Genomic DNA, 25929 nt, shown 5'->3' on the forward strand with positions numbered 1-25929 from the left:
GTTTCGAGGTGGCTTGAGCAGCGGCGGAAGCGCTCGGGGAGAGGCGGCGGAAGGCGATGTGCATGATCCACGAGCGGCGTGTACAGTAACTCCCCGTGCGGCCCGCCGCGCCGATCAGCAGGTGGAAGATCATCTGGTCGGCGAGGTAGGCTGAACGTGTAGGTCCGGGTGGCGGAATGGCAGACGCGCTAGCTTGAGGTGCTAGTGCCCGTATAGGGCGTGGGGGTTCAAGTCCCCCCTCGGACACGTACAGTTACCCCACAGTAATCAGCGTCGGGCTTAGCCTCGACGCTGATTTTGTTTTCACCGGGGTTGTAGGTGAGGGCGAGCCGCAACCCGCGGTAGACATTGCCTTTGTCCTCGCTGTGGGCGTCGCGCAGGGTGTTGCGCATATCATCGAGGCCGCCGACAAGGCTTCGGATGTCGTCCTCGCTGAGGTGCCGGGGAGCCTGGTCTTGTGCTGCTGCGGTGTCGCGTTGGGCGATGGCGGCGGCGCGTTTGGCGTTGACCTCGGCCATCCAGGCAGCGACGGTGGCGGGGTCGCCGCCGGCGTCGGCGACGGCGCGATACTGGAGGAGTTTGGTGTCGCACGCCGCAATGATCTTGTTCGCGGCAATGATCTCCGGCGCGACGGTGCCAGGCCCGGCGTTGGGTTGGGCGGCGTGGAGTCGGCGGATCGTCTCGGTTAGCCGGTGTGGGGCGAAGGCCTTGAGGAGCCAGTTGTCGAGGGCTGGGATGATGTCTTGTTCCGCGACGTAGACGTTGCGCGGGTGCTGGACGTGGTTGGCGAGGGCGTACTCGTTGGGATAGCGGCACCGGTAGTAGGCGGTCTCATGTGCTTGGTGGCTTTGCATCTTGCGTCCGCATAGCCCGCAGAGCATGAGTCCGCGTAGGACGTAGTGGCGGCGAACCTTGCGTTGTTGGGTGCCTGTTCGACCTCGGCCGCTGGCCGCCATGATCGTTTGAACCAGTTCGAAGTCGTTGACGGTGACAAGCGGCGGATGGGCGATTGTGTCAGACCAGACCCAGGAAGCCTTGTCGTTCCAGCGCATCCGGGTTTCGTAGCCGAGGGCGACGTCGTTGACGTCGAGGAGTACTTCGTCCTTGCGCTGTTTGTTCCACACTTGTCGGCCGGTGTAGCGGGGGTTGGACAGGATGTTCTTGATGGCGCTCTTGGCCCAGCCTTCGCCGCTGCGGTGCGGGTTGCGGGCGGGGTCAGCGGCGGATGGTGACAGGATGCCGTCGTGGGTGAGTGCCTCGGCGATGGCAAGGTAGCCGTTGTTGGCGAGGTACATGGCGAAGATTCGGCGTACGACGGGCCCGGTGGTCGGATCAGGTTCGAGCTTGTGCAGGCGGCGGCCGTCGGCGGCCTTGCTCGGGTTCGGGTGCGGTCCGGCGTCGGCGAGGCGGTACCCGTACGGCGGACGCCCCCCGAGGAAACGGCCTTCGATCTTCGCCTGCGAGGTCATCGCCGTGCGGACGCGGATCTTCACGCGGGTGCGCTCGCCCTTGGACATGCCGCCGAACACGCTCATGATCAGGTCGTGGGCTTCGGACTCGGGGTCGATAGCGCCGCCGACCTCGGGCACCCAGAGGCCGACGCCGTAGTGCGAGAAGACCGGCATGGTCAGGCTGTACTGATTGCCGTAGAACGCGCGTTGGGGCTCGCCGATCACCAGCGCGTCGAACCCGCGGTTCGGGTCGGCGAGGGCGTCGAGCAGCCTGGCGGCGTGAGGTCGTCGCTTCCATGGCAGGGAGCGGGACAGGCCGATATCGAAGAACTCGGCGACGATGATGCCGCCGATCGGTTCGATAAGGCCGGTAGCGCGGGTGACCTGCCAATTCCTCGATGCCACGGGATCTTGCTGGTCCTCCGTGGAGACTCGGCCGTAGAACGCAAAGCGCTGGTATTCGCGGCGGGTAAGCAGGGCGGCGGCAGTGTCTTCGATACGGGGTATGTCGATGGTCACCGAACGTGCCTTCCGAATGTAGTGGGCACGCGTCTGCCGGCCATCCAAGGGGATTAGGTGACCGGCGGACGCGCGGTTGCACGGATTCACGCATACCGGCATGAATTGATCAAGTGTCGGTGGACTCGACCGGACCCGGATTACTGCTGGCTGACGAGCGTTGCAGCAACGTCAGCAGCGCACGAGCCACGGCTTCAGTCAGCTCCGGTTCGGTATGAAACTCGACGGTCGGCTCAGGGCTCGTCGCGGAGGTCTCGGCCGGTGTGTCCGACGCGCGGTCGCTCATTGGTGCGGCGCCTTAAAGATCACCACGTCTTCGTGCTGAACGAGCCACTGCGGGTCACCCGCGGCGATGGCGTCCCGGATGTTCTTCTGCTGAAAGAACGAGGCCCGAGGGATGATCACGCCGTCGCGGACGCCGCAGATGAGGGCGATGCACTCCTCGACCAGTTCGAGGCCGGCGTTGATGCCGGCGGCGGCGACCATGCCAGGGACGTCGATGAGTTCGCCGTGGCGGCGGTAGGGCCGGGCGGTGACGACGACATGCCCGCCGGGCCGCAGCAGAGCCCGGCAGCCGGCAAGGATCGCGGTGAACCCGTCGGCGAGCTGGCCGTGGCTGCGGTAGGCGAGGTTGTCCGCGCCGCCGTACTTGTGGTTAATCTTGCGGATCTTGCGGCGACTTGCGCCAGGGGTACGGACGTGGCCGTGGGTGGACGACCCGTAGGGCGGTGAGGTGATCACGAGGGAGACCTGGCCGTGCAAGTTGGCCGGCAGCAGTGCCGGCAGCGCGGTCGAGTCCCCGTGGTAGATCTCGCCCCGGCCCGGCGCCCCGGTCTGGACGGTGTGGCGGATGTTGTCGGCTGCCTTGGCGACCCATTCGGCTTCGTACTCGACGCCGACGCCGTGACGGCCGAGGTGCATGGCCTCGATGACGGTGGTGCCGATGCCGGCCATGGGGTCGAGGACCACGTCACCGGGGTTGGTGTAGGTGCGGATGGCGTAGCGGGGGATGGTCGGCAGCATCTTGCCGGGGTGCGTCAACGACTCCGGGGTGTATCGGCCGCGCCGCAGGTCGCGCGACGCGGTTTGACCGGTGAGCCAGACCGCACCGAGGTAGCCCTCGGTGAGCAGTGCCGCCAGGTCGGACGTGCTGGGGTACGGCGATTCGGAGTCGTGGGGGTCGCCGATGTGGGACGGCGGACGGGACTCAGGCACGGGCGTTCTCCTCACCGGTTGCGGTGGTCCCGAGCACGACCAGATCCCGGAACGTCGGAAGGTGGCGGCCAGCGAGCAGACGGCGGTCGTCGTCGACCTCGTCGGGGTGTTCCGGGGCGGTGCGTGGCTCGTGTTCGGGCAGTGGGATGAGGACGGCGGGGATGTGCTGGTGGTAGAAGAACCCGGCGGCGCGGGCGGCGGCGATGACTGTGGCTCGGCGGCTGACCTCACCCGGCTGAGGCCGCAAGGCGGCGAGTCCAACAAGCAGGAACCCGCCGGGGCGCAGCAGAGGCCGCCAGATACTCATTGCTGCGGCGATGCCGTCTCGTGCGAGGCCCTGCGCGCCCTGCGGCAGGGTCGCCAGGATCAGGTCGACACGTGGGCCGGGACGTCGCATGGCGCGTCGCGTCCGGTGTTCGGGGGCGGGCGGCATGAGCCGCACGTGCAGGCCATGGCGACCGGTGGCCAGCCGGGCCGGTAGCCGGTCCAGGTAGGCGGTCGCAGCGATGGCGGCGGGGTGCGCGTCGAGGTCGAGCACCACGTCACCGACGTGGGTGTAGCGGTGGATGAGGTAGGCGAGGTGGTTTGGGGATAGCCCGTGCCAGTCCGGCACTCCCGGACGGGGCGTGCGAGGGACGCGGGTTCGGGGGAGGAACAGACCGACCGGCACCGGCTGAGGCCGGTCACCGGGGGTGGTGGAGCTGGGCTTCGGCATGAGCGTGTGGGCCACGTCCGCCGACAAGCGCTGACACTAGGGGATTACAAATCCGAGCCTCGGATTGGAAGCCGTGCACCGCGCAGACCTGGGCGCGTCGCCGGACGCCGCCCGGTTGAACAAGATGTCCTCAACGGGTTGAACACGCAGCTGAAGGTTTGTAGGGCAACCGGATCAGCCTCTACCAGGAACCTGTTAGCTCCCTTCGGACGAACGGCTTTACCCGCGTAGTCGCCGCGAACAACCGGCACAATACGCTGCAACGACTCTCCATGCCTCAAGTACGCGGCCTGTTCACTACACTGCCAACTACCCCGCTGACCAACGGCGGGCTCGCACCGCCCCCATAACACGTGTCGGCAGCAGTGCGGGTGCACGGCCGGCACTACACTGCGCCGATGCAGATCCGGCGGGTTACCGTGCGCAACTTCCGAGGAATCCGTGAGGCGGAGTGGCGACTACCTTCGCAGCGCTTCTTGTGTCTCGTCGGTCCTGGCGACAGCACGAAGACAAGTCTGCTCGACGCGGTTGCGCTGGTGCTTACGCCACGCTTCAACGCGACCTTCAGTGATGCCGATTTCTACCATTGCGACACGTCCAAGCCAATAACACTCCGGCTGCTCGTCGGCGACCTCACCGACGAGATGCTCGCCGATACGGCATTCGGAATGCACTTGACTGGCTTAAACGTCAACGGCGAACTCGAGCATGATCCGCTACCCGGCTCTGAGCTCTGCCTGTTGCTGCAGTTGACCGTCGACCAGGATCTTGAACCGTCCTGGTTGGTTGTACGGCACGGAGAGTATGAGGACGGTCTCCCCCTGACCAGCGGAAAGCGGAGGTCGATCGGTCTCTTCCGCGTCGACGAGCGGGTTGATACCCATCTGAGGTGGGGCCGTGGGTCTGCGCTCTCGCGCCTGACGGACGACGGTGCGAGCCAGGCGGTGACAGCAGCGCAACGCGCCTCCCGCGACGCCGTGTTCGACTACCCCCTTCCCGCGCTCAAGGCAACAGCGAACCGGGTTGCTGAAGCGGCTGGTGCGATCGGGGGCGGACGGTTCGATCTGCGTCCGGGCTGGGATCCCGTGGCAAGCGCTTCGCCTAGCTCGCTGCTGTTACACGACGGGACGGTGCCGCTGACGAACGCGGGACTGGGGACACGCCGCCTGACCAGTATCGCTGCCCAAGAGCAAGCGGCGATCAAGGGTGAGATCCTCCTCATCGACGAGATCGAGCACGGCCTCGACCCTCATCGGCTCCTACACGTCCTTCACCGGATCAAACAGCGTTCGGCAGGTAGCCGAGGACAGGTCATCATCAGTACCCACTCGCCGCTCGCCGTGCAGGCCATGTCCGCCACCGACATCTGCGTCGTGAGGAGCGACGCTGGCAGGACCGACGTTCGTGCAGTGCCGGCGGACATCGCCGAGGCACAGGGCGCGCTGCGTTCCTGCCCGTCTGCGGTCCTCGCCCGGATGGTCATTATCGGCGAGGGCAAGACCGAGACCGGGATGCTCCGGCAGATGATCCGTACCTGGGATGACGAACGCGCTCGCGACGGCAAGCCGTCCCACGCCGCCTTGGGCGTGGCATTTCTTGATGGCGGTGGCAACCCCGCAGCTACTCGGGCCACCATCTTCCAAAATCTCGGGGTCCACGCTGTGCTCCTGGTCGACAACGATGACCGAAGTGTCGATGAAACCATCGCGGTCGCCGAGAAGGCGGGCGTGGATGTCATCCGTTGGCAGGTGGGCAATTCAACTGAAGCCGAAACCATCCACACCTTGGACGAGTCGGCGCTCGTCACACTGTTGGAACTCGCCGCGGAGCTCAAAGGTTTGGATGCGATCGTGGACCATGTGACGACGGCGCTGCCGGCGCTACCCAAGAGCGAATACGCTTTGACGTCGTCGGCTTGGTCGGAGGCGGGCTACCTCCTCGAGGAAGTGCGCGCCGCGATCTGCAAGGCCGCGGGCGGCACCGGGAAGAACGCGTCCAGCAAGGCTTGGTTCAAGCGGGAAGATGCCGGCGAGCGGCTCGGCGAGTTCATCCTCCAACTCTGGTCCCAGTATCAGGACCAGCACCTAGGCAAGGAACTGACCAGGCTACGCCGCCGCATTTATGGCGACGAGGGGCAGCACGGCGCCGATGAATGACACCGCCCGTGGGAGCGCCGAGCGTCTCCGAAAAGCCATGCCGTGCTCAGTCACGATGCCTGCCGGCACCGGCAAGACCGAACTCGTCGCCTCTCTCGCCTCTCTCGCTGCCGAGACAGGGCAACGGGCCCTCGTCCTGACCCACACCAATGCCGGTGTAGACGCCCTTCGGCGTCGGACGCGCCGGCTCGGCGTTGCTGCTGATGCCGTCCGGATCGAGACGATCGCTAGCTGGTCGCATCACCTTGTACGCCAATACCCCCAGCTCGCAGGAGTCTCAGTCCCCGCTTGCCCCAACTGGAGCGAATCCAAGGTCTATTACGACGGTGCGCTCAAGGTCCTTAGCAGCGCCGTCATGCGCCGAGTGCTCGCGGCCAGCTACGCCTTCGCCATCGTCGATGAGTATCAGGATTGCAGCATCAGTCAACACGCGCTGGTGACAGCCATCGCCGAGGTCTTGCCGCTTAGCGTCTTCGGCGATCCGATGCAGGCGATCTTCGACTTCGACGTTGACCCCCTGGTCAGTTGGTCGGCCGACGTTGCCGCCCGTTGGCCCGCGTTGGCCCAGCCGTTCGTACCTTGGCGCTGGAGGGGCCATAACAACGACCTCGGACAGTGGCTGCTTAACATCCGGGAGGACTTCGGATTGGAGCGGCCTGTCAGCCTCACCGAGACGACGTCCGTGAGGTGGATCAGAGCTAACTCGAATGATTTTTCCAGCGCGGTCAGAGCATGCCGAGATCTACGGAGTGAGTTCGGTGGCAGCGAGACGATCGTCGCCATCGGTCGGTGGGCCCGAGACTGCCACGGTGTGGCCAGCCGACTCAATGGCACGTACACAGTCATGGAGACTATCGAAGGCGAGGGTATGATCGCCTTCGCTCGCACCGTCGACAAGGGCCACCCGAATGAGATCGCCGCCGCAACGGCCCAGATCGGCAAGGACTGTGCCAGCGGCGTCGCCGATTACCTCAAGAGCGACGATGTCAAAAAACTACGAGTGGGCAAGAGAATCACTCACCTCAAGCGACCTGGCGCTGAGGATGTGCAGCGTCACCTTTCAGCGCTTCTTGATGACCCGGCGCCACAGCGGATCCAGGAGGCCCTCACCGCGATAGCCGCACTTCCCGGCATCCGTCGATATCGACACGATGCCTGGTCAACCATCGTCCGGGCCCTGGCATTGGCATACACAAACCACACAACGGTCGAAGATGCGGTAGTGCGCCTGAGGAATCAGACCAGAGCAACTGGGCGCACCGCTGTGCCTCACTTGCTCGACCGACCCTGATCAAGGGGTTGGAGTACGACCACGCGATCGTCCTCAACGCGGACGGCCACACACCCACGAGTCTCTATGTGGCCCTGACCCGGCCACGAAAGACGCTGACAATCATCAGTGCGAGCCCCTACCTTTCGACCGTTGCTCGTGTCCAGTCTCGTTCAAATCGAACCTCTTAGCGCTGTGTGTACCTCATGAGCAGCCCGGCCGTGGCCGCCATGAGTGCCTCGGCGTCTGTACGGCTCCAGGAGAAACCCTCGGTAGTGCCGCCGTCGTGGTGGGCAGCGTTGGTCATGCTCTTGACGTCCCAGTAGATCGCCGGCCGGCGCTGGTCCTGGGTGCGCTGGTCTGCTTGAGTGTTGCTCACGCTCCTGGTAGGCGGAATCACCAGCGTGAGACGTCCTCCAGCACCCTGCAGCAGGTGGCCACGCAGTGCTCCCACGGCTGGTCACGCAGCTCGGCTCGCGCCTGACGCGGTCGGGCTGCCGCTTGGGCGAGCTAGGCCGCGTCCTCGTCGGAAACGGCCGGCGGCGTGGTGAGAGCCGAGTCGGCCAGCAGGCTAGGCACCCGGACGAGTACGCCGACTTCCATCCCGGGTGAATGTCCCCGAAGGGGATATTGACCTGCCCGAACGGAAGGTAGCGGAGGGAGGCCATGGTCATGGACAAGGAGTAGCACGGGGTGCGACAGGTCCGCCTCGGCTCCGTGGCTGCTGTCGCTCGCGACTCGGCAGAGGGAAGATTGCCTAATGTCTGCCCACAGCTTCATAAAGATAGGCGGCCATCTGCTGCTGGCTTGTCGTGAGAGCTACCTGCCGGTCCTGGCGGCGTTGTTCACCGAGGATGAGCTGCGGCACGACGACGACCACTTCGGTTACGTCTCGACGGTGCAGGAGGTACGGGACCGACTGCAGCTACACGGGTTCACTGCAGGTAGAGCGCGGGCCGAGTTGGATGAGGCGGTGCGGACGTGGCACGCCAAACATCCGAACCATACCGCCGACGACCTCGGCGTGCCGGTGCGCGACGCCGCCATGATCCTTTCGGAGATAGGCGACTTCGTGAACAGCGCTGACGAATGGGCCACCTACCAGCTACCGGAAGACGTGGAGTGGCGGCTGGGTGCTCGGACCATCTTGCGGCTGGCTCTCGACGTCAGCACGGACCTGGGCCGGACCGTGCGCTACAACCTCAACGACCTGCGGCGCTACCACCTACAAACTCCTGGCACGCCGATCACGGAACAGGCCCGCGAGGATCGCCGGCGTGAGATCGCGACGGATGCACCGCTCGTGATCCTCACTGAGGGGTCCAGCGACTCGCAGTTACTCAGTGAGTCCATCCGAGTGACGCATCCGCACCTGGTTGGGTTCCTGCGCTTCATGGACTTTGGCAGCGGTGCTGAAGGCAGCGCGAGTAGCCTCGTGAAGCTGGTCAGGTCCTTTGTGGGGGCAGGCATCGCGAACCGGGTGCTGGTGCTGGTGGACAACGACACGGCGGCGCATGACGCGCTTGACAAGCTGAAGCGCGAAGGTCTGCCCAACGGCTACCGCGTCATGCACTACCCGGGCCTGCCACTCCTACGGCGATACCCGACGCTCGGCCCTCAGCTTGCCGATCCCGTCCTGATGGACGTGAACGGCAAGGCTGGATCCTTGGAGATGTACCTGGGCCGGGAGCTGCTGACCGTGAACGGCGAGCTAGTTCCCGTGCAGTGGACGGGTTATGTCGAGGGGCAGAAGAGCTACCAGGGTTCTATCTCAGCAGCAGAGAAGAAGCGTATCCAAGGAGCCTTCCGGAAGAAGGTCAGGGCAGCTTTGCTCGACCCGAGCGTTCGACAAAGCCAGGACTGGAGCGGGACAGAGGCGATCGTTCTGGCAATCCTCGGTGCTTTTGAATAGAAGACCGATGTTCGCACTTTGCATGGGTCGGGTAGCCGCGGATATGCAGAGGGTCAAATGCGCATGTTGATCGGCTTGATGGTGTGCAGGCCGGAGATGTCGAAGATGTCTGCGCAGCCGAGCCGGTACTTCGCCTAAGTTCTGCTGACGCACGTACCGGCGAACGCGCAGGACCCCGGCGGTCACCCCGGTCAGCACGGTGAACAAGGCCATGATCGGACCAGGATCCGTGGCTTTGATCGACCCAGAGGCCGCGTACTGGGTCGATCCCGTTAAGGATTTCTCGATCAGTCGATCGTTGGTGACCGGTTGAACAAGATCTTCGCTGGCTTGAACAAGATCGTCATCTGCTTCAACACGAGGCGGCCGACCGCCTCGGGACCTTGAACAAGATCGCAATTGGGGTGAGTGCGCCCGGCGAGAGCTGCTCTTGGCCGTCCTGCTTGACACCGTGGCTGCGTGGTGGGCGGCGTGAGTTCCAGGGTGCCGACTCGACGCGGCTACGGCCTCTCTGGAGGGCCTTGAACAGCCTGAACAGGGGTTGCATACCCGGCTGCGGGGTGTCCGCTGACTGAGGTCGAGACGCATCGACGGGGACCGGCGGCGGCTCGGTTGAACACGTGCCAAGACGCCTTGAACAAGATCATGAGTGTTTATGATCTGTTCAAAGGCCCTGGTGGCGTGGTGGCACAGCGCCGATCGGCATTCCCGCCGGACGGCAACGGTCATCACGAGGGAGCACCACCATGGACCGTCGTACCCCCGCTAACGAGCCAGTTGTCTCCCGGCGCGGCGAGACATTGCTCAACGACATCGAGTACCGATTCCGACTGATGGGGCAGGGGCCGAATCCGCTGTCGGTGGACGGCCGCAGCCTCGGCCATGGCCTGCCCCGCCGGGCCATCGCCCTGCCCGAGCTGTCGGCGATCCTGATGCACCCGTCCTGCGGCTACGCCGCCCGGGACGCGGCGTGGCGACTGCTGGTGCAGCAAGCCCGGACGGGTGACCTGGCATGGCGTGCCGGTGCGGTCGGCGTCGCGTTGCCGGGCCTGCGGTTCAAGGCGTACCTGCTGGCCAAACTGTTCTTCGGGGATGTACAGGCCGCCATCGTCGAGCATTTCCTCCGGGCGCTCGGCACGGTCGATGTAGCCAAGCCGGGCGTGGTCGGGAACCTGCTGTCCGCCGCGTTCTCCAGGGCCCGCGCCGAGCTGCGCGACCTGGAGCCAGCCTCGAGCGGGGCTCCGAACTACGCCCCGGGGGCGGTGGTGCCGCCGGCCCCGTACGGCCACCCGGATCTCGTTCTCGCCCGCGCGGTCACCGCCGAGGTCATCACCGTCCAGGAGGCGGAGCTGATTGGCGCGACCTATCTGGAAGAGGTCAGCCTCACCGAGTACGCCGAACGCACCGGCCAGCCCCGCTGGAACCTCTACAAGCGCCGTACGGCTGCCGTCGCCCGGCTGAAGGCCGCGATCGAGTCCGGCGAGCTGTCCGACCCGTACGCCGACGTGATCAACGAGGCTACCGCGACGGTGGTCCTCGACGCGCCCACCAGCCAGAAGCGCCCGTAAGCGGCCTGTCTGAGCTGCGGGTTTCCAATCCGAGGCTCGGATTTGTAATCCCCTAGTGCGGGACTCTTCCGCGCAAGTGACCTGCTCCGACCGGACCCGCTGACGGCGCTGACACCCCGCACGGTCCCCGGCCCATCGCCTTCCCGGTGAGGAGGACGGCCGCGCCGGTCGGCACCACAGGTCACCCACGAGCGCACCGCCCGGTCCCGCCTTCGTCGCCCACTCGCGCACCCACGCCCCGCTGCGGGCTGCGTCGGCGTGCGCACCGGAGGTGCCCAACCCCATGAATCACCACCCGTTCCCACGCCCCGGGACGGCGGACCGCCGCCCCGGGGCGGGCAGGCGCGGACGGCCTTCCGTCCACCGCCCCCGTCGGTACCGGTCTCGGACTGTCCGCGCCGCGCTGATGCTCCTCAACGCCGCCGCGGTGACGGCAGCGCTCGTTGCCGTGCCGTCCGTGGCGTGGGCGGCCGAGCCCGCTGCGGTGGTGCTGGCCGCCGAGTCGATTCAACAGGTCGCCAACAACATCCGTACCTGGCTGATCGGCATCCTCGTCGCCGTTGCCACGCTCTTCCTGACCGTCGGTGCCCTGCGCTATATGGCCGCCAATGGCGATCCCGGCGAGGTGGAGAAGGCCAAGCTCGCGCTGCGGTCCGCCGCGATCGGCTACGCCCTCGCGCTGCTCGCGCCGCTGTTCGTGACCATCGTCGGCGCGTGGGTGGCCTGATGACTGCCCTCTCGATCCGATCCCGCCGCCCGGTCCGAGCGGTGTCGTTGCTGCTGCTCGGCGTGGTGATCCTCGCCGGCCTTGCCCTGAGCTGGGCCGGGCCGGCGCACGCCGAGCCGAGCCCGGCACCCGGCCCGCCCGCTACCGCACCCGGAACGCCGCCAACGCCCGGCGTGCCTGACCCTGGCGTCCGCCCGCCGGGAGTGGACCCGTCTCCCTCCGCGCCGGCCATGCCGGCACCGACGCCCGGCCCGGCCCCGACTCCCGGCCAGCCTTCTGTCAGCGATGATCCGGCCTGGTACGACATCGGGGGCCAGATCCGCAAGGCCGTGGTCGACCTGGTCGTCTGGGCCGCCGAGCAGGCTCTCCAACCGGTGATGGAAGCCCTGGGCGCATCGTGGCTGTCCACCCCCGACCTCACCGACAACGAGCACGTCAAGGCGATCTGGACGACCAGCTTGTTCACGGCCAATGGCGTCTTCGTGCTGTTCATCGTCGCCAACGGATTCCTCATCACGACCAGGGAGACCCTGCAGAGCCAGCACGGGCTCAAGCAGGTGCTGCCCCGCATCGCGCTGGGCGCGGTGCTGGCTAACGGCAGCCTGCTCATCGGTCAGCAAGCCATCGTGCTTACCAACACGCTCACCGTGGCCATCGCCGGGAACACGGTTGACGGCCCTGCCGCAGCCGCCGCCATCGGGCAGATCGCGGACAACGCCCTGCAGGGCAAGGGCTTCCTGATGGTGCTCCTCGCCATCGCCGTGGTCGTGATGTGCCTGCTTGTGGAGTTCACCTTCATCCTGCGGCTGGCCGCGCTGGTCATCCTCGTCGGCGTGGCCCCAGCGGCATTGATCTGCCATGCCAGCCCGCTGACCGAAGGCATCGCCCACACCTGGTGGCGTGCCTTCGCCGCCTGCCTTGGCTTGCAGATCGGTCAGGCGATCATCGTCATGGCCACGGTGAAGGTCTTCCTGACCCCCGCCGGGCCGACCGTGCTGGGCGTGCCCTCGACCGCAGACGGGCTCCTCGGCGTCCTGGTCTGCCTGACGATGCTCTGGCTGCTGATCAAACTGCCGGGCTGGATGCGGCAGTTCATCCTCGGCCCGCTCGGACAGCGCAACGGCAGGGGACTGCTCGGCCAGCTCATGCACGCCTACCTGACCATCAAGACGCTCGGCGCGGCGGCCGGCATCCTGGGCGGCGCGAGCGCGGCCCGGACCGCCGGACGGACCACACCTCGTCCGCCCGGTCCCCGTCCATCGCCGGGCGGCCCCCGTCCACCCCGTCCGCCTCGTCCGCCCCGTCTCGGGCCGACTCCCGTCCCGCCGTCCCCGCCGGGACCGGCGGCCTTCAGCCACGCCCCGGTCACCCACACGCCGCTGCCCGCGCCGTCCGGGACGAACGCCGCCCCCACCTTCAGCCACCCGGCGGCCCCGTCCATTCCATCGCCAGCGCCGTCCGGCGGTGTCCCGGCCGCGCAGTTCTCTCACCCGTCCGCGCCTCAGCCGAGTACACCGGCGCCAGCCGCACCGCCCGCCCGAGTCGCCTTCAGCGACGCCACGGCAACGACACCGACAGCGACACCCAGCGGCGCGGCACCGGCGGTGGCGTTCTCCGCCGCACCAGCGCCACAGAGCACGCCGCGCCGGCCACCTGCCCCGGTCACGCCGTTGTTCTCCTCCGCTCCGGCCGCACCGGGAGCCGGCGGGTCACGACGAGCCTCGACCCCCGGGACACGGCCTACGGCGGCGCGGCGCGCCACCCCGAGCACCCCGTCCGCCGCCCGGCGAGCATCGGCCGCCAGCGCACCCCGGCCTCGTCCACCGGCCTCGTCCGTCCCGCCGTCCACGGAAGGTCGGCGGTCAGCGGCCCCGCCGCCGCACCCGTCCCCGTCCCCGTCTCCGGCGGCGAGGCCGTCCCCGTCCCCGGCGGCTGGTGCGACCCAGGCGGGTCCGAGCGCCGTCCGTACCGGGTCGTCCCCGTCCCCGCCGCCGGCTCGATCGTCCGCCCCGGCGCGGCGCCCGTCGCGGAAGCGAGGTGATGAGCAGTGAACCGCCGCAACGATGAGGCTCCGATGCGGGCTCGGGTTCCCGCGGACATCGAGCGGCCGGACAGGATCGCGTTCGGCATGTCGGGACGGCAGTTGGTGATCCTGGCCGTCACGGGCCTCCTGTTGTACGCGGTGTGGACGGCGGTGGCGACGCTTGTGCATCCGCTGGTGTTCCTCGCGGGTGCGATACCTGTCGCCGCTGGGGCGTTCCTGCTCGCGGTCGGCCGCCGTGACGGCATGAGTCTCGACGCTTGGGTCCTTGCGGCGCTGCGGCACCGCCGCAGTCCGCGCCGGCTCGTGCCGGCCGATGGACCGGTCACCCCGGCTCCGGCGTGGGTGCAGACCACCGCCGGGCCGGGGGACCGGCTACCGCTGCCCGCGCCGCTGCGGCTGCCCGCGAGGGGCATTACTGGCGACGGGCTGGTCGATCTCGGGTCGGACGGCACGACGGGCCTGGTCGCCGCCTCCACGGTGGCCTTCGGGCTGCGGACACCGGGGGAACAAAACGGCCTGGTGGCCGGGTTCGCGCGGTGGCTGCACCGCCTCGACGGCCCGGCGCAGATCGTGGTGCGGGCACAGCGGGTCGACCTGACCCACCTCGCCGACCGGTTCCTCGCCGCCGCCCCCGAGCTGCCGCACCCCGCGCTGGAAGAGGCAGCCCACGCGCACGTGGCGTTCCTCGATGACCTGGCCGGGCAGCGCGAGCTGCTGCACCGGCAGATCACCGTCGCCGTGCGCAGCCGACGCGGCGCGCACCACGCCGCACACCACGCGGCCGAGGCGGTTCGCGCCCTCGCCGGCTGCGAGGTTCCCGCCCGGGTCCTCGATGGGCCGGACGCCACGGTGCGGCTCGCGGCCAGCCTCGACCCCACCGCCCCGGCCCTCACGCCCCACGCCCCATCTGACGGAGGTGAACAGCCGTGAGCCTGCTGTCCGCACTGCTGCCGAAGCGGCGGCCCGCCCTGCCCGAGTCGGCCACGATCCTGCCCGGTTCCCCGGACGCCGTCGAGGTCGACGGCCGACACGTGCGGGTCGGCGACGGCTACAGCGCCACCCTGGCCGTCGTCGGCTACCCGGCCGAGGTCGGCCCGGGGTGGGCCGAGCCGATCCTGTCCTACCCGGGCCTGGTCGACGCCGCCTTCCACATCGAGCCGGTCCCGCCGGCGGTGGCCTCCGAGCGGCTGCGCAAGCAGCGCGGCCGGTTCGAGTCCTCCCGCCGCCAGGACGCGGCCAAGGGCCGCCTCGACGATCCCGACCTCGACGCCGCCGCGGCCGACGCCGCCGAGCTGGCCACTCGTGTCGCCCGAGGCGAGGCCCGACTGTTCCGCCTCGGCCTGTACCTGACCGTCCACGGCACCAGCCCCGACGACCTCGCCGACCGGGTAACCGAGGTGCGGTCCCTGGCCTCCTCGCTGCTGCTCAACACCGCGCCTGTGACGTGGCGTCAGTTGCAGGGCTGGATCAGCGGCCTACCCCTGGCGTTCGACGCGTTGGGGATGAAGCGGGTCTTCGACACCGACGCCCTCGCCGCGAGTTTTCCGTTCACCAGCCCCGACCTGCCGGACACCGCTGGGGACAGCGGCATGGGGGTGCTGTTCGGGTTGAACCTGCACTCGGCAGGGGTGGTGGTGTGGGACCGGTGGGCGCAGTCCAACTACAACGCCGTCATCCTCGCCCGATCCGGGGAAGGGAAGTCGTACCTGGCCAAACTCGATCTGCTGCGCAACCTGTGCCTCGGGGTGCAGGCGTTCGTCATCGACCCCGAAGACGAGTACCTGCGGCTGGCCGACGCGGTCGGCGGCACGGTCATCCGCCTCGGCGCGGCTGGTGTGAAGATCAACCCTCTCGACCTGCCGCCCGGTGACGATGCGCTCAACGACCGGGCGCGGTTCCTGCACACGCTCGTAACCGTGATGGGCAGCGGTGACACCGCCGTCAGCCCGCCGTTGCCCGGCGACGAAGCCCGGTCCCTCGATGTGGCGGTCCTCGCGGCGTACCGGGACAAGGGCATCACCACCGACCCGCGCACCTGGAGGCGACCGGCGCCGCTGCTGGCTGATGTGATGGCCGCCCTGGAAGACACCGACGACGCCGGCCGCAGAGTCGCCGCCCGCCTGCACCCCTACGTGGCCGGCAGCATGAAGGGCCTGTTCGACGGCCCCACCACCACCGCCGCGCAGGGGCACCTCGTGGTCTTCGCCATCAAGGACCTGCCCGAGCAACTTCATCCGGTCGGGACGCTGCTCACCCTGGACACGATCTGGCGCACCGTACGCGGCGCGACCGCCTCCGGCCAGCGGCCCGATGCGCTGCGGATGGTGCTGGTGGACGAGGCGTGGAAACTCCTGTCCGGCGGGCGCGGCGGCGTGTTCCTGGAAACCCTGGCCAAGTCCGCCCGCAAGTACGGCGTCGGTTTGACCGTCGTGACCCAGGACGCCGCTGACGTGCTCGCCACCAAGACCGGCCGCGCGGTCGTCTCCAACGCGGCTACGCAGGTGTTGCTGCGGCAGGCGCCACAGGCGATCGACGCCGTGGCCGAGGCGTTCGGGCTCACTGACGGCGAGCGGGCGTTCCTGCTGTCCTGCCAGCGCGGAGACGCGCTCCTCGCGGCCGGGTCGGCGCGGGTGGCCTTTCACAGCCACGCCTCCGCGACCGAGCACGACCTGATCGTCACCGGCCCGGTCACCGGCCGCCGCTGACCCGACCCCACCGATCGGAGTTCCCGATGGTTGTCTCCTTCGCTCTGTCCCCATCCCCTCCGCCATCCCCCGCGACCGCCGCCGGGTGCGTGCCCGGCCAGGGCGGCGTGCCCGACTCGGTCGTGGGCGAGCTGCTCTGTGGTTCCTGGGGCGACGACGCCACCAACGCGGTGTGGCCGCTCGTTCGCGACCGGTGGCCGTTGCTCCTCGCCGCCCTGGCGGCGCTCGTCGCCGTGCGGGTCGGATGGATGCGGTGGCGGCGGCGGGTCTGGCGGCGGCACGCCGCCGGAGCGCGGTGGCTGGAGATCATCCCGCCGGTGACCGCCACGCCGGCCGCGACGATCGGCCTGTGGCGACTGCTCGCTACCGCGTTGCCCGCGCCGCGCCGGTGGGCGCTGCGCCCGGCCCGGCTGGTCTGGGAGGTCGCCGCCGACCCGGATGGGATGCGCTGCGGGCTGTGGCTGCCACCAGGGGTCAACCCGACCGCCGTGGTGCGGCTGCTGCAACGCGGCTGGCCCGGCGTCCGCGCCGAACAGACCCGCCCGCCGACCGTGGCCACCACCGGGGCCGTCGCCGCCCTCGCGGTCTGGCCGATGCAGCCGGAATGGCTGCCTCTGGTCGAAGACACCACGCCTACCCACCGCCGAGGCATGGACGCGAGCGCCCCCGAAGAGGACCGGCTCCGGGGTGTCTACGGCGGACTCGCCTCAGCCGGGCGCACCGGCGGCGCGATCCTGCAAGTCCACCTCTGCCGGGCACCCGCCCATCGCCTACGGCTGCTGCGCCGCGCGATGACTAACCCCCACCGCGCCTGCCGACCCCGAGGGGCTGCCCGCGCCGCCGGGCTGCTCGCCGACGGGCTACGAGCCTTGATCCTCGGCGTCTTGAACCTCGTCACCCCCGGGCCGTCGAGCCCGAGGCGGCACACCCGTGCGACTGACCCGTACACCGCCGAGCTGGCCCGGCAGGCGCGGGCGAAGTACACCGACGCCCCGCACCTGCTCGTCGCCGTGCACACCGTCGCCGCCGGCCCCACGAAGGCCGCCGCCGTCGCCGCTGTGGCTGATGTCAGCTCCGGGTTCGGGCTGCTGTCGGCCCACTTCACCCGCCGCCGGCTCCGTTCCGGCGCGGTCGCGGCAGCCGACCGGTGGGTGCCCGAGGCACGGATGAGCCTTGTCTCCGTCGCGGAAGCCGCCGTGCTCGCCGGGCTGCCCACCGAACCGGCCGCCTACGGCCTGCCCGGCGCGGCGTCACGGCGGCGGCCCGCCACCCGCGAGATCTTCCGCGCCGACCCGGCCCCGCGCCACCGGCCGCTCGCCGACCCATCCGCCCCGACGCAGGGGCACGACGAACACGACGACCCGCCGACCATCTGGAGCCCGGCATGACCCGCACCCGCATCAAACCCGTACCGGCCAGGAGCGCTACCAGTCGGCACAGGCTCAACCTGGTGCCACTCGACCAGCGGCACGGCCTGGGCGGCAAGGTCATCGGTGTTGCCAACGCTGGCCCCGCGATGCGGGTCGGGATCTCCCTGACCGATTGTCGGTACCACGTCCACGCGCTCGGACCGACCGGCACGGGCAAGACGACCCTGCTGATGCGGATGATCCTGGACGACGTGGAGGCCGGGCGCGGCGTGGCCGCGTTCGACCCGGCCAAGGGCGACCTCATCCGAGACCTCCTCGCTCGGCTGCCCAAGTCCTGCGGTGACCGCCTGGTCCTGATTGACCCGGACGAGCGGGCCGCGCCACCGGCGATCAACCTGCTCGACCCGGCCGTGTACGGCGGCAGTCCGCACGACGTGGCCGCGAACCTCACGGCGGTGATGGCGAAGGTGTGGTCGCGCTGGTGGGGGCACCGCACCGCCGACATCTGCTACCACGGCCTGCTCACCCTCGCCCACGTCGAAGGCGCCACCCTCGCCCAACTACCGCGGCTGCTATCCGACTCCAAATGGCGAGCGGAGCGGATCACTACCGCTACCGGCAAGCTGAATGCCTGGGAGGGCAACACCCTCGGCGAGTTCTGGGAAGGGTTCAACGAGCTGCCCGCCGCTCAGCGGTCCGGCCTGATCGCCCCGCTGCTGTCCCGGCTACGCCTCGTGCTGGCGCATCCGATGGCGAACAGCCTGTTCGGGGTGCCGGCCACCACGTTCTCCTTCGCCGAGATTCTCGACGGCGGCATCATGCTCGCCCGGCTACCCAAGGGCGTCATCGGCGAGGACGGCACCCGCCTGGTCGGCTCCCTGCTCCTCGCGGGGCTGTGGCAGGCCACCACCGCCCGCGCCCGCATCCCTGAGGACGATCGCCCGGACGCGATGATCGTGCTGGACGAGTGCCACAACTTCCTGCACCTGCCCATTGGGATCGATGACGCGCTCGCCGAGGCCCGCGGCTTGCACACCTCGTTCGTCCTCGCCCATCAGTACCTCGGCCAACTCTCCGGGGACATGGCAGAGGCGATCGACGCCAACGCCCGCAACAAGGTGTACTTCGCCCTCGCCCCTCGCGATGCCATCGACCAGGCCCGGCACCTGCGGCCGTACCTCGATGACGGGGACCTGATTCGACTTGGCGGCTACGAAGTTGTCCTTCGTGCGGTAGCCGGTGGCCGAGTCGTCCCACCGGTCACTGCCGACACCGAGCCGCCACCACCGGCCATCCAGGGCCGTGCCGGCGAGCTGCGTCATGCGGCCCGAGACCACACCGGCCTGCCGGTGCAGCACCGGCGGCGACTGCTCAGCGAAGCCGCCACCGCCTCGGGCACCACTGAGTCTTCCGAGCCGGCTGACGCTGCGGTTACGGACCTGGTGGGTCGCAACACCTTCGCTGTTCAGGGCGAGTGGTCTAACGAGAGGTCTAACGAGCGATCCAACGAGGAACGCAACGACCACGAACAGCCGGGTGAACACGCCCCCTTGAACACGTCGTACGCGCACGTGGACGGCGGTGAGGAGGACCCGTGGACCGGAACCGACTGATAAGAGATATCCCTCCTACCCGCACATCTGCCACCGGCAGTCCTCGCCTAACGGCGTCCGTCGTGGCCGCCGAACTCGGCCGACTAACCCCCCGAGACCGGCACCTCCTGGACCTGCTCGACCAGCACCGAACCTTCACCACCGACCAACTCGTCGACCTGGCCTTCGGCTCGGTCGGCCGTGCCCGCAACCGCCTCAACACCCTGCATGATCGAGACATCCTCGACCGGTTCCGCCACTACCAACGGCCCGGCTCGCAAGCGTGGAGGTGGACCCTCGGCCCGGTCGGCGCGGCCCTCATCGCGGCCGGACGAGGCGACGCGCTGCCCCGTCCGGCCGTTGTGCGCGACGCCACCGCCCGACTCGCCATGTCCCCGACGCTGGCGCACCTGGTGACCGTGAACGGGTTCTTCGTCGCGCTCACGGCTCATGCCCGCGCGCACCCCGGCGCGCGGTTGGTGCGGTGGTGGAACGAGGCACGCTGCCGTGAGGCGTGCGGCAACCTGGTCCGCCCGGACGGGCACGGCGTGTGGGTCGACAACGGGCGTGCGGTGCCGTTCTGGGTCGAGGCTGACCTCGGCACCGAAACGTTGGGCCGGGTGGTGGGCAAGCTGACCGGCTACGGCGCACTACCGCCCCGCCGCGCGTACCCGGTGCTGTTCTGGCTACCCACCGCCGCCCGTGAGGCCAACCTGCACACCCACCTCCGGCGGGTCGGGGTGCCGGACGGGGTGACCGTGGCCACCGCCGCCGCCGACCACGCCGCCGCGTCCGGCGGTCCGGCGGGGCCGGTCTGGCGCATCGTCGGACACCCCGACCGGGTGAGCCTGGCCGAGCTGCCCGCACCGGGCGGGGACGGTGGCGCGCCGTGGGACGAGTAGCGGTCTGGGTCGCGGCCGGGGTCGCCGGGTTGCTGCTGTTGCTCACGGCCGCTACCGCCGGAGTCGTCTCCTCGGTGTTCGGCGGTGGCGGTGGTGGGGGTAGTTGCGTCGGGGCGGTCACCGTGCCGGGTGCGACCCCGGCGGGGTTGTCGGCTGAGCAGGCCCGTAACGCCGGGGTGATCGTGACCGTGGGTGAGCGGGTGCGGGTACCGGTACGCGGGTGGGTGGTCGCGGTAGCCACCGCGCTCCAAAAATCCTCGTTGATCAACCACGGTGACCTCGGCCCGAACAACGATCATGACTCGTTGGGGCTGTTCCAACAGCGACCGTCGCAAGGATGGGGTTCCCCGGAACAGATCATGAACCCCGAATACGCCGCCGGGACGTTCTACGAGCGTCTCCGCACCGTCCGCGGCTGGGAGCGGCTACCGCTCACCGAGGCCGCACAGAAGGTGCAACGGTCGGCGTACCCGGACGCCTACGCCAAACACGAGACACGAGCAACCGAGATCGTGACGGCATACACCGGCGGAACGCTGCCCGTGTGCGACGGCGCGCCGATCAGTGTCCCCGGGTGGACCCGCCCCGTGGCGGGCACGGCCGGTTCCGGGTTCCGTACCGGCGACCGGCCTGGCCATGACGGGGTCGACATCATGGCCGCGAAAGGCACCGTCATTCGGGCCGCGTCCGGCGGCGTCGTGGTGCGCGTGCGGTGCAACGTCGGGGGTGAGTCGTGGGAACCTACCGGCGGCCCGATGCCGTGTGACCGTGACGGCTACCCCGAGCTCGGCGGGTGTGGCTGGTATGCGGAGATCCGCCACGCGGAAGACGCCGTGTCGCGGTACTGCCACATGGTGCGACAGCCGATTATCCGAGTAGGGCAGACGGTGATCGCCGGGCAGCCAATCGGCCACGTCGGGAGTTCCGGAAACTCGTCGGCCCCACATTTACACTACGAGATCCACGAAGGCTATCCCGCCACCGAGAACAATGCCGTTGACCCGGTTCCGTTCATGCGCCGAAAAGGCGTGCCCCTGTAAATTCGTGAAGTGATTTTCCGCACAATCCGAGAAGGCTCGCGCCGGTCGCGGTGAGCGCCGCGCGTCCGGTCCGCCGGGCGCGCGGCGTAGTCGTTTCAACCCGGAAACCACGTCCCCGTAGGACGGTTTGAGCGGCCCCCACGCCGCTCACCCTATGCGGCACTAGGGAGCCGCGCCGAACGCGCCGCAGCGTCGGACATGGGGCCGTCAAATGGTGTTTCGGGCGGCGGTAGTGGTTCCTGAATCGAGAACGGAAGCGGCGCGGCGTGGTCCCCGTAAAGAGTCTTGCGCAACGGGGTTGACAATTATCCGGTGCAGAGGGTCCATGGACGTGGGCAACAGAAACGGCCCCGGCGGAACCGCAAACAATGCGCATCGTGCGTACGCGGAATCGCTATTTGTCGACCCCTTATGTGGAGGTGTATTGCCATGACCGCAAACATCGTTCTCACCCCCGGCACCGACGAGGCCCGGTCCGCCGTCGCCGAGGCGCTGCGCGATTACCCCGGCGTCACCGCCCGCAAGTTGGCCGGACAGGCCAACCTGCCGCTACCGGTCGTCACCGAGGCGTTCACCGCCATGGAGGCCGCCGGGACCGCCACCCGCACCCCCGACCCGGCCAAGGGCAACCGCAAGAGCGCCGACACCTGGCAGACCACCACCGACCCGACCGCCACCACCGACCCGACGGCCGAGGACGCTCCGGCCGCCGACGCGACGCCGGACGCGGCCGACGAGCCCACCGCCGACAACGACGGCCCGGCCACCGCCGACGAGCCGACGGCCGAGGACGCCCCGGCCACCGACGCGGCCAGCGACGAGGCCGGCACGGACACCACGGCCGACACGGCCGACGAGGCGACGCTGCCCGAGGCCCCAGTGTCGGGCGCGCCCGTGTCCGGGGCACCAGTCGGCCCGCGTCAGCCCGACCTCAAAGTGTTGATTATGGCGGGTGTGTTGGGTGGGCACCCGGACGGCGTCACGGCCGACGCGGCGATCGGCGAGAGCGGCCTGTCGGTGGCGATGGGCGACACGATCCTCGCCGCGATGGAGGTTGCCGGTGCCGCGCGTCGCCTGCCGGTCGGTGAGGACGGCGAGGAGCTGTGGGTCATCGGCGACGGTGACCTCGCCACGGTGGACCCGGCCAACGCACCGACGCACACCACATGCCCGACGTGCGGGCACACCCGCAAGATCCGCCGTCCGTCGGCCCGCCGCACCACTGGCACCGGCCGCACCACGGGTGAGATCAACAGCGACGGGTCGGCGAAGTTGGGCAAGAACGAGTTGCGCAACCGGGTCGAGGCGTTCATGCGCGACCTCGGCCCCGGCCACGACGTGACCCCCGGCACCGTCGCCCGTGAGGTCGGCGGACGCAGCCCCGGGGCGGTCCGCAACGGCATGGACAAGCTGACCGGGTCCGGGGTGCTGATCCTGACCCGTGAGGCCCCGGAAACCTACGCCCTCGCCGACGACGCCCCCGCCCCGACCGCCGAGGTCCGCGCGTTCATGGCCCCGCCCAAGGGCAGCACCGCCGGTGACATGCCAGCCAACGACGAGGCCACCGTCGCGCCGGTAGCGGCCTGACCGACCGCCCCGCCGGGGCCGGGCACCACGCCCGGCCCCGGCACCCGCACGCCCACCCACACACCCACGGAAGGAACAGACATGACCACCCCCCACGGCCACCCGACCACAACCACGCCACCCACGGCCCGACGCACGCGCCGGGGTCGCTGCGCTGCCCCGAATGCGGGGAACCGGCCCGGCCAGTACCGCCGCGTGACTGGTCCCTCCACGGATTCGCCTCGCGTCCGGTCGCGTCCCACCTCGACGGCACCCCGCTATGCCCGGTACCCGGTCCGAACGGCTCACAACCGGCCGAACCGATCGTCTCTCCGGCACGCCTGACCATGTGGCAGGCCGTACGGCAATCGTGGCTCATCCATCCCGATTGGACCATTGCCGATCACCTCGCATGGCTTGATGGCGAGGGCTACGACACCGACGACATGACCGGCGACCCGGCCGAGGTGGTCGGCCGGTGGCTGACCGAACACCGCCGTACCGCCCCGGTGCCCCGGCCCGCCAATGACCCCCGCGTCTACATGGTTGCCGGGGGCGACATGGTGGCTGTGTTCGACTCGGCGGAAGCAGCCGACATCATGGCCGTCACGATGAGCGCCGCGAACCTCGAACCGGTCACCCTGCCCCTGACCAAGGCGCAATGGGAAGAGGCGCACGCCGTGTTGCGGACACAGCTACCGCATATCACCGTGACCGATGCCCGGCCCGGCCGTGCGGCCGGTGCCTCGTGACCGGCCCATCGGACGCTGGCCCCGCCGCCGACCGGCCCGGCATCCCGCCCTCGCTGGGCGCGCGTCCCCACGACGCCCGGCGCGGCCTACCCATCCCACCGGTCAACATCCACCCCAACCCGACCGGCGACGGGTCGCACGTGGACTTCACCACGATCAACACCACCGTCTCGACGCGCCTCGCGGTCGAACGGAGGTGCTCGCTGTGCTGTGAGCCGATGGGCTATTGGGTGGCGTTCCTCGGCGGACCCCGGGCCGCCGAGCTGATGCGCTACGCCGACCCGCCGGGGCACCCCGAGTGCATGACCGCCGCACTGTCGCTGTGCCCGCACATCGCGCTCGGTCGGCACCGCCGCGCCCGCCCCGACCGGCCGGGGGCGGGCATCATCCCGGCCGGATCGCACGGCGACAAACCCGACCGGTACCTGTTGGGCATCACCCGCACCTACCGGAGCCGGTTCATCCCCGAACACGGGTTCACCGTGTACCTACCGGCCCCGTTCAAAACCGTCCACACGTACCTGTACGGCCCGGACGGGCTGCTACGCCCGGCCACCGACACCCGGTAGGCCACACCGCGCGGCGGGCGTCAGATTCGCCGCAGAAGCCTTCATCGACTCCACCCGATCGTCTTGATCGTCCCGTGGAGGTAGGACACATTGTTGTTGACGGCAGAACCGGGGGTTGCAACCCCCGGCCCGCCGCCCGCCAAAACACAAGCTGGAAGGGGTGCCACCGTGGCACACGAACTCGAAACTCTCGCGAACGGTCAGACGGCCTTCGCCTCCGCGCGGCTGACTGCCTGGCATCAGCTCGGCACTGTGGCCGACGAGTGCATGACCGCCGAGGAGGTCATGAGCAAGGCGTGGCTCGGCGGCTGGGAGGTTCGCAAGATCGCCATCCAGGGCATCGAGGTCACCGAGCGCGGGGTGACGAAGGTCGACTGCCCCGACAAGTACATGACGGTGCGCAACAACCCGGCCACCGGTGAGACCGAGTACCTCGGGGTGGTCGGCGAGGACTACTCGGTTGTGCAGAACGAGCAGGTCGCCGAGACCCTCAACCTCCTGGTCGACGCCTCCGGCGCGCACTTCGAGACCGCCGGCTCGATGCGCAAAGGACGCTCGGTCTTCGTCACCATGAAGCTGCCCACCGCGATGCAGATCGCCGGGGTGGACGACATGGACCTGTACCTCGCGGCCACCACCTCCCACGACGGCACCGCCGCCCTGCGCCTCGATGCGACACCGGTGCGGATCGTGTGCAAGAACACGCAGAACCTGGCCTTCGCCCGGTCGGTCAGCTCGTACACGTTCCGGCACACCTCGAACGTCACCAGCAAGATCGCCGAGGCGAGGCAGGCCCTCGGCCTGATGTGGAAGGCGTTCGGCGACTTCGAGACCGAAGCCGAGAAGATGATCAACGAGTCGTTGACCATGGGTGAGTTCGAGAAGATCGTCGCGCAGGTGTGGCCCCTCGCCAACGACGCCTCCGACGTGGCGAAGAACAACTCCAAGCAGCGCACGGCCACGCTGCGGTATCTGATCCGGGACGCGGACACGCAGAAGGCGATCAAGGGCACCCGGTGGGCCGGCTTCCAGGCCATCACCGAGTACGTAGACCACTTCGCCCCCGCCAAGACCGACCTCGCCCGCGCCACGCGGGCGCTGACCGGTGCCGGTGCGGACCTCAAGGCCCGCGCGTTCGAGCTGCTGGCGGTCTGAGGTGGCCCGGCACGGGGGCCGGGCCACCACGCCCGGCCCCGGTACCGGCGAGCACCCCGCCACCGGTACCGCGCCCGTCCCCACGCCCACCGTCGAGCCCATGCTCGCGCCGGAGCCCACCGCCACCTCCATGATCGGACTGGCCAACCGGGTGAGCGCCCACCGCGCGGCGGCCGAGGTCGCCCGCGCGATGGCCGAACACTCGACCAGCGAGGCCGAACACGCCCACCTGATCGCCCGCGCCGAGCAGTGGGAAGCCCTCGTCAACGAGCAGTGGAACGCCCTCTGCTCAGCGATCTGGGCGACCGCATCCGGCGGGGCGACGGTCGAGCGGTTCCTGCCGGTCCGGCCGCTGACCAACGGTCACGTCGAGCTGCACACCTACAGCACGGAAGGCCGCCGCCTCGTCGTGCTGCTCACCGGCGCGCAGGCCCTCGCCGTCGGCGCGCACCTGACCGCGTACGGGGCGCTCAGCCTCGACCGCAGCGGCCAGAAACTCGACCCCGGCCTACCCCACGTCAAGGCCGCACCGCCGTTCGACACGGACGGGACCGCCGGTGCACCGGCCACGCCGGACGGTGCCGACGGGCCACCGCCCGCCCATTCCTGACCGCCCGTGACGTGCCGCGCGGCCACGGTCGCACCGCGGTGGTGGGACCGTTCGCGGCCAGCGCCACAAGCACCGCCACCGCGCCGGCGAC

General features: G+C 69.3%; 22 protein-coding genes and 1 tRNA gene. 18 read left to right on the forward strand and 5 right to left on the reverse strand.

Annotated features, from left to right (window positions below):
• Positions 1–162: 162 nt before the first annotated feature.
• Positions 163–246: transfer RNA gene (locus tag ACWER9_RS15345), tRNA-Leu, on the forward strand.
• Here the strand turns inward: ACWER9_RS15345 and ACWER9_RS15350 are convergent.
• The 4 genes from ACWER9_RS15350 to ACWER9_RS15365 all read right to left on the reverse strand — a co-directional run bounded on the left by ACWER9_RS15350 (position 228) and on the right by ACWER9_RS15365 (position 3900).
• Positions 228–1970, reverse strand: a complete 1743-nt coding sequence (locus ACWER9_RS15350; RefSeq protein WP_452302430.1) for a recombinase family protein — start codon at positions 1968–1970, stop codon at positions 228–230. The two genes, ACWER9_RS15345 and ACWER9_RS15350, sit on opposite strands and share 19 nt — an antisense overlap.
• 109 nt (positions 1971–2079) lie before the next feature.
• Positions 2080–2256, reverse strand: a complete 177-nt coding sequence (locus ACWER9_RS15355) for a hypothetical protein (RefSeq protein WP_452302431.1) — start codon at positions 2254–2256, stop codon at positions 2080–2082.
• Entirely contained in the window at positions 2253–3185 is a 933-nt protein-coding gene (locus tag ACWER9_RS15360) for a TRM11 family SAM-dependent methyltransferase (protein ID WP_452302432.1), read from the reverse strand. The genes ACWER9_RS15355 and ACWER9_RS15360 overlap by 4 nt, the downstream gene beginning before the upstream one ends.
• Complete coding sequence (locus ACWER9_RS15365; RefSeq protein ID WP_452302453.1) at positions 3178–3900, reverse strand: hypothetical protein; 723 nt, start codon at positions 3898–3900, stop codon at positions 3178–3180. Before ACWER9_RS15365 ends, ACWER9_RS15360 begins: the two co-directional genes overlap by 8 nt.
• 398 nt (positions 3901–4298) lie before the next feature.
• Here ACWER9_RS15365 and ACWER9_RS15370 point away from each other — a divergent pair, with 398 nt between their 5' ends.
• Positions 4299–6056 (forward strand): ATP-dependent nuclease, encoded by a 1758-nt coding sequence (locus tag ACWER9_RS15370; RefSeq protein ID WP_452302433.1) that lies wholly within the window; start codon positions 4299–4301, stop codon positions 6054–6056.
• Complete coding sequence (locus tag ACWER9_RS15375) at positions 6049–7347, forward strand: UvrD-helicase domain-containing protein (RefSeq protein WP_452302434.1); 1299 nt, start codon at positions 6049–6051, stop codon at positions 7345–7347. The genes ACWER9_RS15370 and ACWER9_RS15375 overlap by 8 nt, the downstream gene beginning before the upstream one ends.
• 166 nt (positions 7348–7513) lie before the next feature.
• On the opposite strand, the gene ACWER9_RS15380 is transcribed toward ACWER9_RS15375, so the two are convergent.
• Positions 7514–7705 (reverse strand): hypothetical protein, encoded by a 192-nt coding sequence (locus ACWER9_RS15380; RefSeq protein WP_452302435.1) that lies wholly within the window; start codon positions 7703–7705, stop codon positions 7514–7516.
• 381 nt (positions 7706–8086) lie between these two features.
• Between ACWER9_RS15380 and ACWER9_RS15385 the strand changes: the two genes are divergently transcribed.
• The 15 genes from ACWER9_RS15385 to ACWER9_RS15455 all read left to right on the forward strand — a co-directional run bounded on the left by ACWER9_RS15385 (position 8087) and on the right by ACWER9_RS15455 (position 25838).
• Complete coding sequence (locus ACWER9_RS15385; protein WP_452302436.1) at positions 8087–9238, forward strand: hypothetical protein; 1152 nt, start codon at positions 8087–8089, stop codon at positions 9236–9238.
• 746 nt (positions 9239–9984) lie between these two features.
• Positions 9985–10806, forward strand: coding sequence for a hypothetical protein (locus ACWER9_RS15390; RefSeq protein ID WP_452302437.1), 822 nt, complete (start codon positions 9985–9987; stop codon positions 10804–10806).
• A 283-nt stretch (positions 10807–11089) separates the two neighbouring features.
• The gene (locus tag ACWER9_RS15395; RefSeq protein ID WP_452302438.1) at positions 11090–11533 is read left to right on the forward strand and encodes a pilin; all 444 of its coding nucleotides are present in this window, start codon (positions 11090–11092) and stop codon (positions 11531–11533) included.
• The gene (locus tag ACWER9_RS15400; RefSeq protein WP_452302439.1) at positions 11533–13584 is read left to right on the forward strand and encodes a hypothetical protein; all 2052 of its coding nucleotides are present in this window, start codon (positions 11533–11535) and stop codon (positions 13582–13584) included. The genes ACWER9_RS15395 and ACWER9_RS15400 overlap by 1 nt, the downstream gene beginning before the upstream one ends.
• The gene (locus ACWER9_RS15405) at positions 13581–14507 is read left to right on the forward strand and encodes a PrgI family protein (RefSeq protein ID WP_452302440.1); all 927 of its coding nucleotides are present in this window, start codon (positions 13581–13583) and stop codon (positions 14505–14507) included. Before ACWER9_RS15400 ends, ACWER9_RS15405 begins: the two co-directional genes overlap by 4 nt.
• Positions 14504–16282 (forward strand): VirB4 family type IV secretion system protein, encoded by a 1779-nt coding sequence (locus ACWER9_RS15410; RefSeq protein WP_452302441.1) that lies wholly within the window; start codon positions 14504–14506, stop codon positions 16280–16282. Before ACWER9_RS15405 ends, ACWER9_RS15410 begins: the two co-directional genes overlap by 4 nt.
• Positions 16283–16389: 107 nt before the next feature.
• Positions 16390–17670 carry a hypothetical protein gene (locus tag ACWER9_RS15415; RefSeq protein ID WP_452302442.1) on the forward strand — a complete coding sequence of 427 codons (1281 nt, stop codon included), beginning with the start codon at positions 16390–16392 and terminating at the stop codon, positions 17668–17670.
• On the forward strand, positions 17667–19265 hold the full coding sequence (locus ACWER9_RS15420; protein WP_452302443.1) for a type IV secretory system conjugative DNA transfer family protein: 1599 nt from the start codon (positions 17667–17669) through the stop codon (positions 19263–19265). Before ACWER9_RS15415 ends, ACWER9_RS15420 begins: the two co-directional genes overlap by 4 nt.
• A gap of 62 nt (positions 19266–19327) precedes the next feature.
• Entirely contained in the window at positions 19328–20146 is an 819-nt protein-coding gene (locus ACWER9_RS15425; RefSeq protein WP_452302444.1) for a replication-relaxation family protein, read from the forward strand.
• A complete protein-coding gene (locus ACWER9_RS15430; protein ID WP_452302445.1) occupies positions 20134–21186 on the forward strand; it encodes a M23 family metallopeptidase in 1053 nt (350 codons plus the stop codon). The genes ACWER9_RS15425 and ACWER9_RS15430 overlap by 13 nt, the downstream gene beginning before the upstream one ends.
• Before the next feature lie 429 nt (positions 21187–21615).
• Positions 21616–22773 carry a hypothetical protein gene (locus tag ACWER9_RS15435; protein ID WP_452302446.1) on the forward strand — a complete coding sequence of 386 codons (1158 nt, stop codon included), beginning with the start codon at positions 21616–21618 and terminating at the stop codon, positions 22771–22773.
• Between the two features lie 326 nt (positions 22774–23099).
• Complete coding sequence (locus ACWER9_RS15440; RefSeq protein WP_452302447.1) at positions 23100–23504, forward strand: hypothetical protein; 405 nt, start codon at positions 23100–23102, stop codon at positions 23502–23504.
• The gene (locus ACWER9_RS15445) at positions 23501–24073 is read left to right on the forward strand and encodes a hypothetical protein (protein WP_452302448.1); all 573 of its coding nucleotides are present in this window, start codon (positions 23501–23503) and stop codon (positions 24071–24073) included. The genes ACWER9_RS15440 and ACWER9_RS15445 overlap by 4 nt, the downstream gene beginning before the upstream one ends.
• A 168-nt stretch (positions 24074–24241) precedes the next feature.
• A complete protein-coding gene (locus tag ACWER9_RS15450) occupies positions 24242–25228 on the forward strand; it encodes a DUF932 domain-containing protein (RefSeq protein WP_452302449.1) in 987 nt (328 codons plus the stop codon).
• 100 nt (positions 25229–25328) lie between these two features.
• Entirely contained in the window at positions 25329–25838 is a 510-nt protein-coding gene (locus ACWER9_RS15455) for a hypothetical protein (RefSeq protein ID WP_452302450.1), read from the forward strand.
• Positions 25839–25929 lie beyond the last annotated feature (91 nt).

It is taken from the genome of Micromonospora sp. NPDC003944 (assembly GCF_053605225.1).

Bases quoted from the DNA above. Each gene is read 5' to 3' on its own strand.
- ACWER9_RS15440 (WP_452302447.1), top strand. From the start codon at position 23,100: ATGTGGCAGGCCGTACGGCAATCGTGGCTCATCCATCCCGATTGGACC.
- ACWER9_RS15390 (WP_452302437.1), top strand. From the start codon at position 9,985: ATGGACCGTCGTACCCCCGCTAACGAGCCAGTTGTCTCCCGGCGCGGC.
- ACWER9_RS15395 (WP_452302438.1), top strand. From the start codon at position 11,090: ATGAATCACCACCCGTTCCCACGCCCCGGGACGGCGGACCGCCGCCCC.
- ACWER9_RS15400 (WP_452302439.1), top strand. From the start codon at position 11,533: ATGACTGCCCTCTCGATCCGATCCCGCCGCCCGGTCCGAGCGGTGTCG.
- ACWER9_RS15455 (WP_452302450.1), top strand. From the start codon at position 25,329: ATGCTCGCGCCGGAGCCCACCGCCACCTCCATGATCGGACTGGCCAAC.
- ACWER9_RS15385 (WP_452302436.1), top strand. From the start codon at position 8,087: ATGTCTGCCCACAGCTTCATAAAGATAGGCGGCCATCTGCTGCTGGCT.
- ACWER9_RS15365 (WP_452302453.1), bottom strand. From the start codon at position 3,900: ATGCCGAAGCCCAGCTCCACCACCCCCGGTGACCGGCCTCAGCCGGTG.
- ACWER9_RS15370 (WP_452302433.1), top strand. From the start codon at position 4,299: ATGCAGATCCGGCGGGTTACCGTGCGCAACTTCCGAGGAATCCGTGAG.
- ACWER9_RS15375 (WP_452302434.1), top strand. From the start codon at position 6,049: ATGAATGACACCGCCCGTGGGAGCGCCGAGCGTCTCCGAAAAGCCATG.
- ACWER9_RS15420 (WP_452302443.1), top strand. From the start codon at position 17,667: ATGACCCGCACCCGCATCAAACCCGTACCGGCCAGGAGCGCTACCAGT.
- ACWER9_RS15355 (WP_452302431.1), bottom strand. From the start codon at position 2,256: ATGAGCGACCGCGCGTCGGACACACCGGCCGAGACCTCCGCGACGAGC.
- ACWER9_RS15435 (WP_452302446.1), top strand. From the start codon at position 21,616: ATGACCGCAAACATCGTTCTCACCCCCGGCACCGACGAGGCCCGGTCC.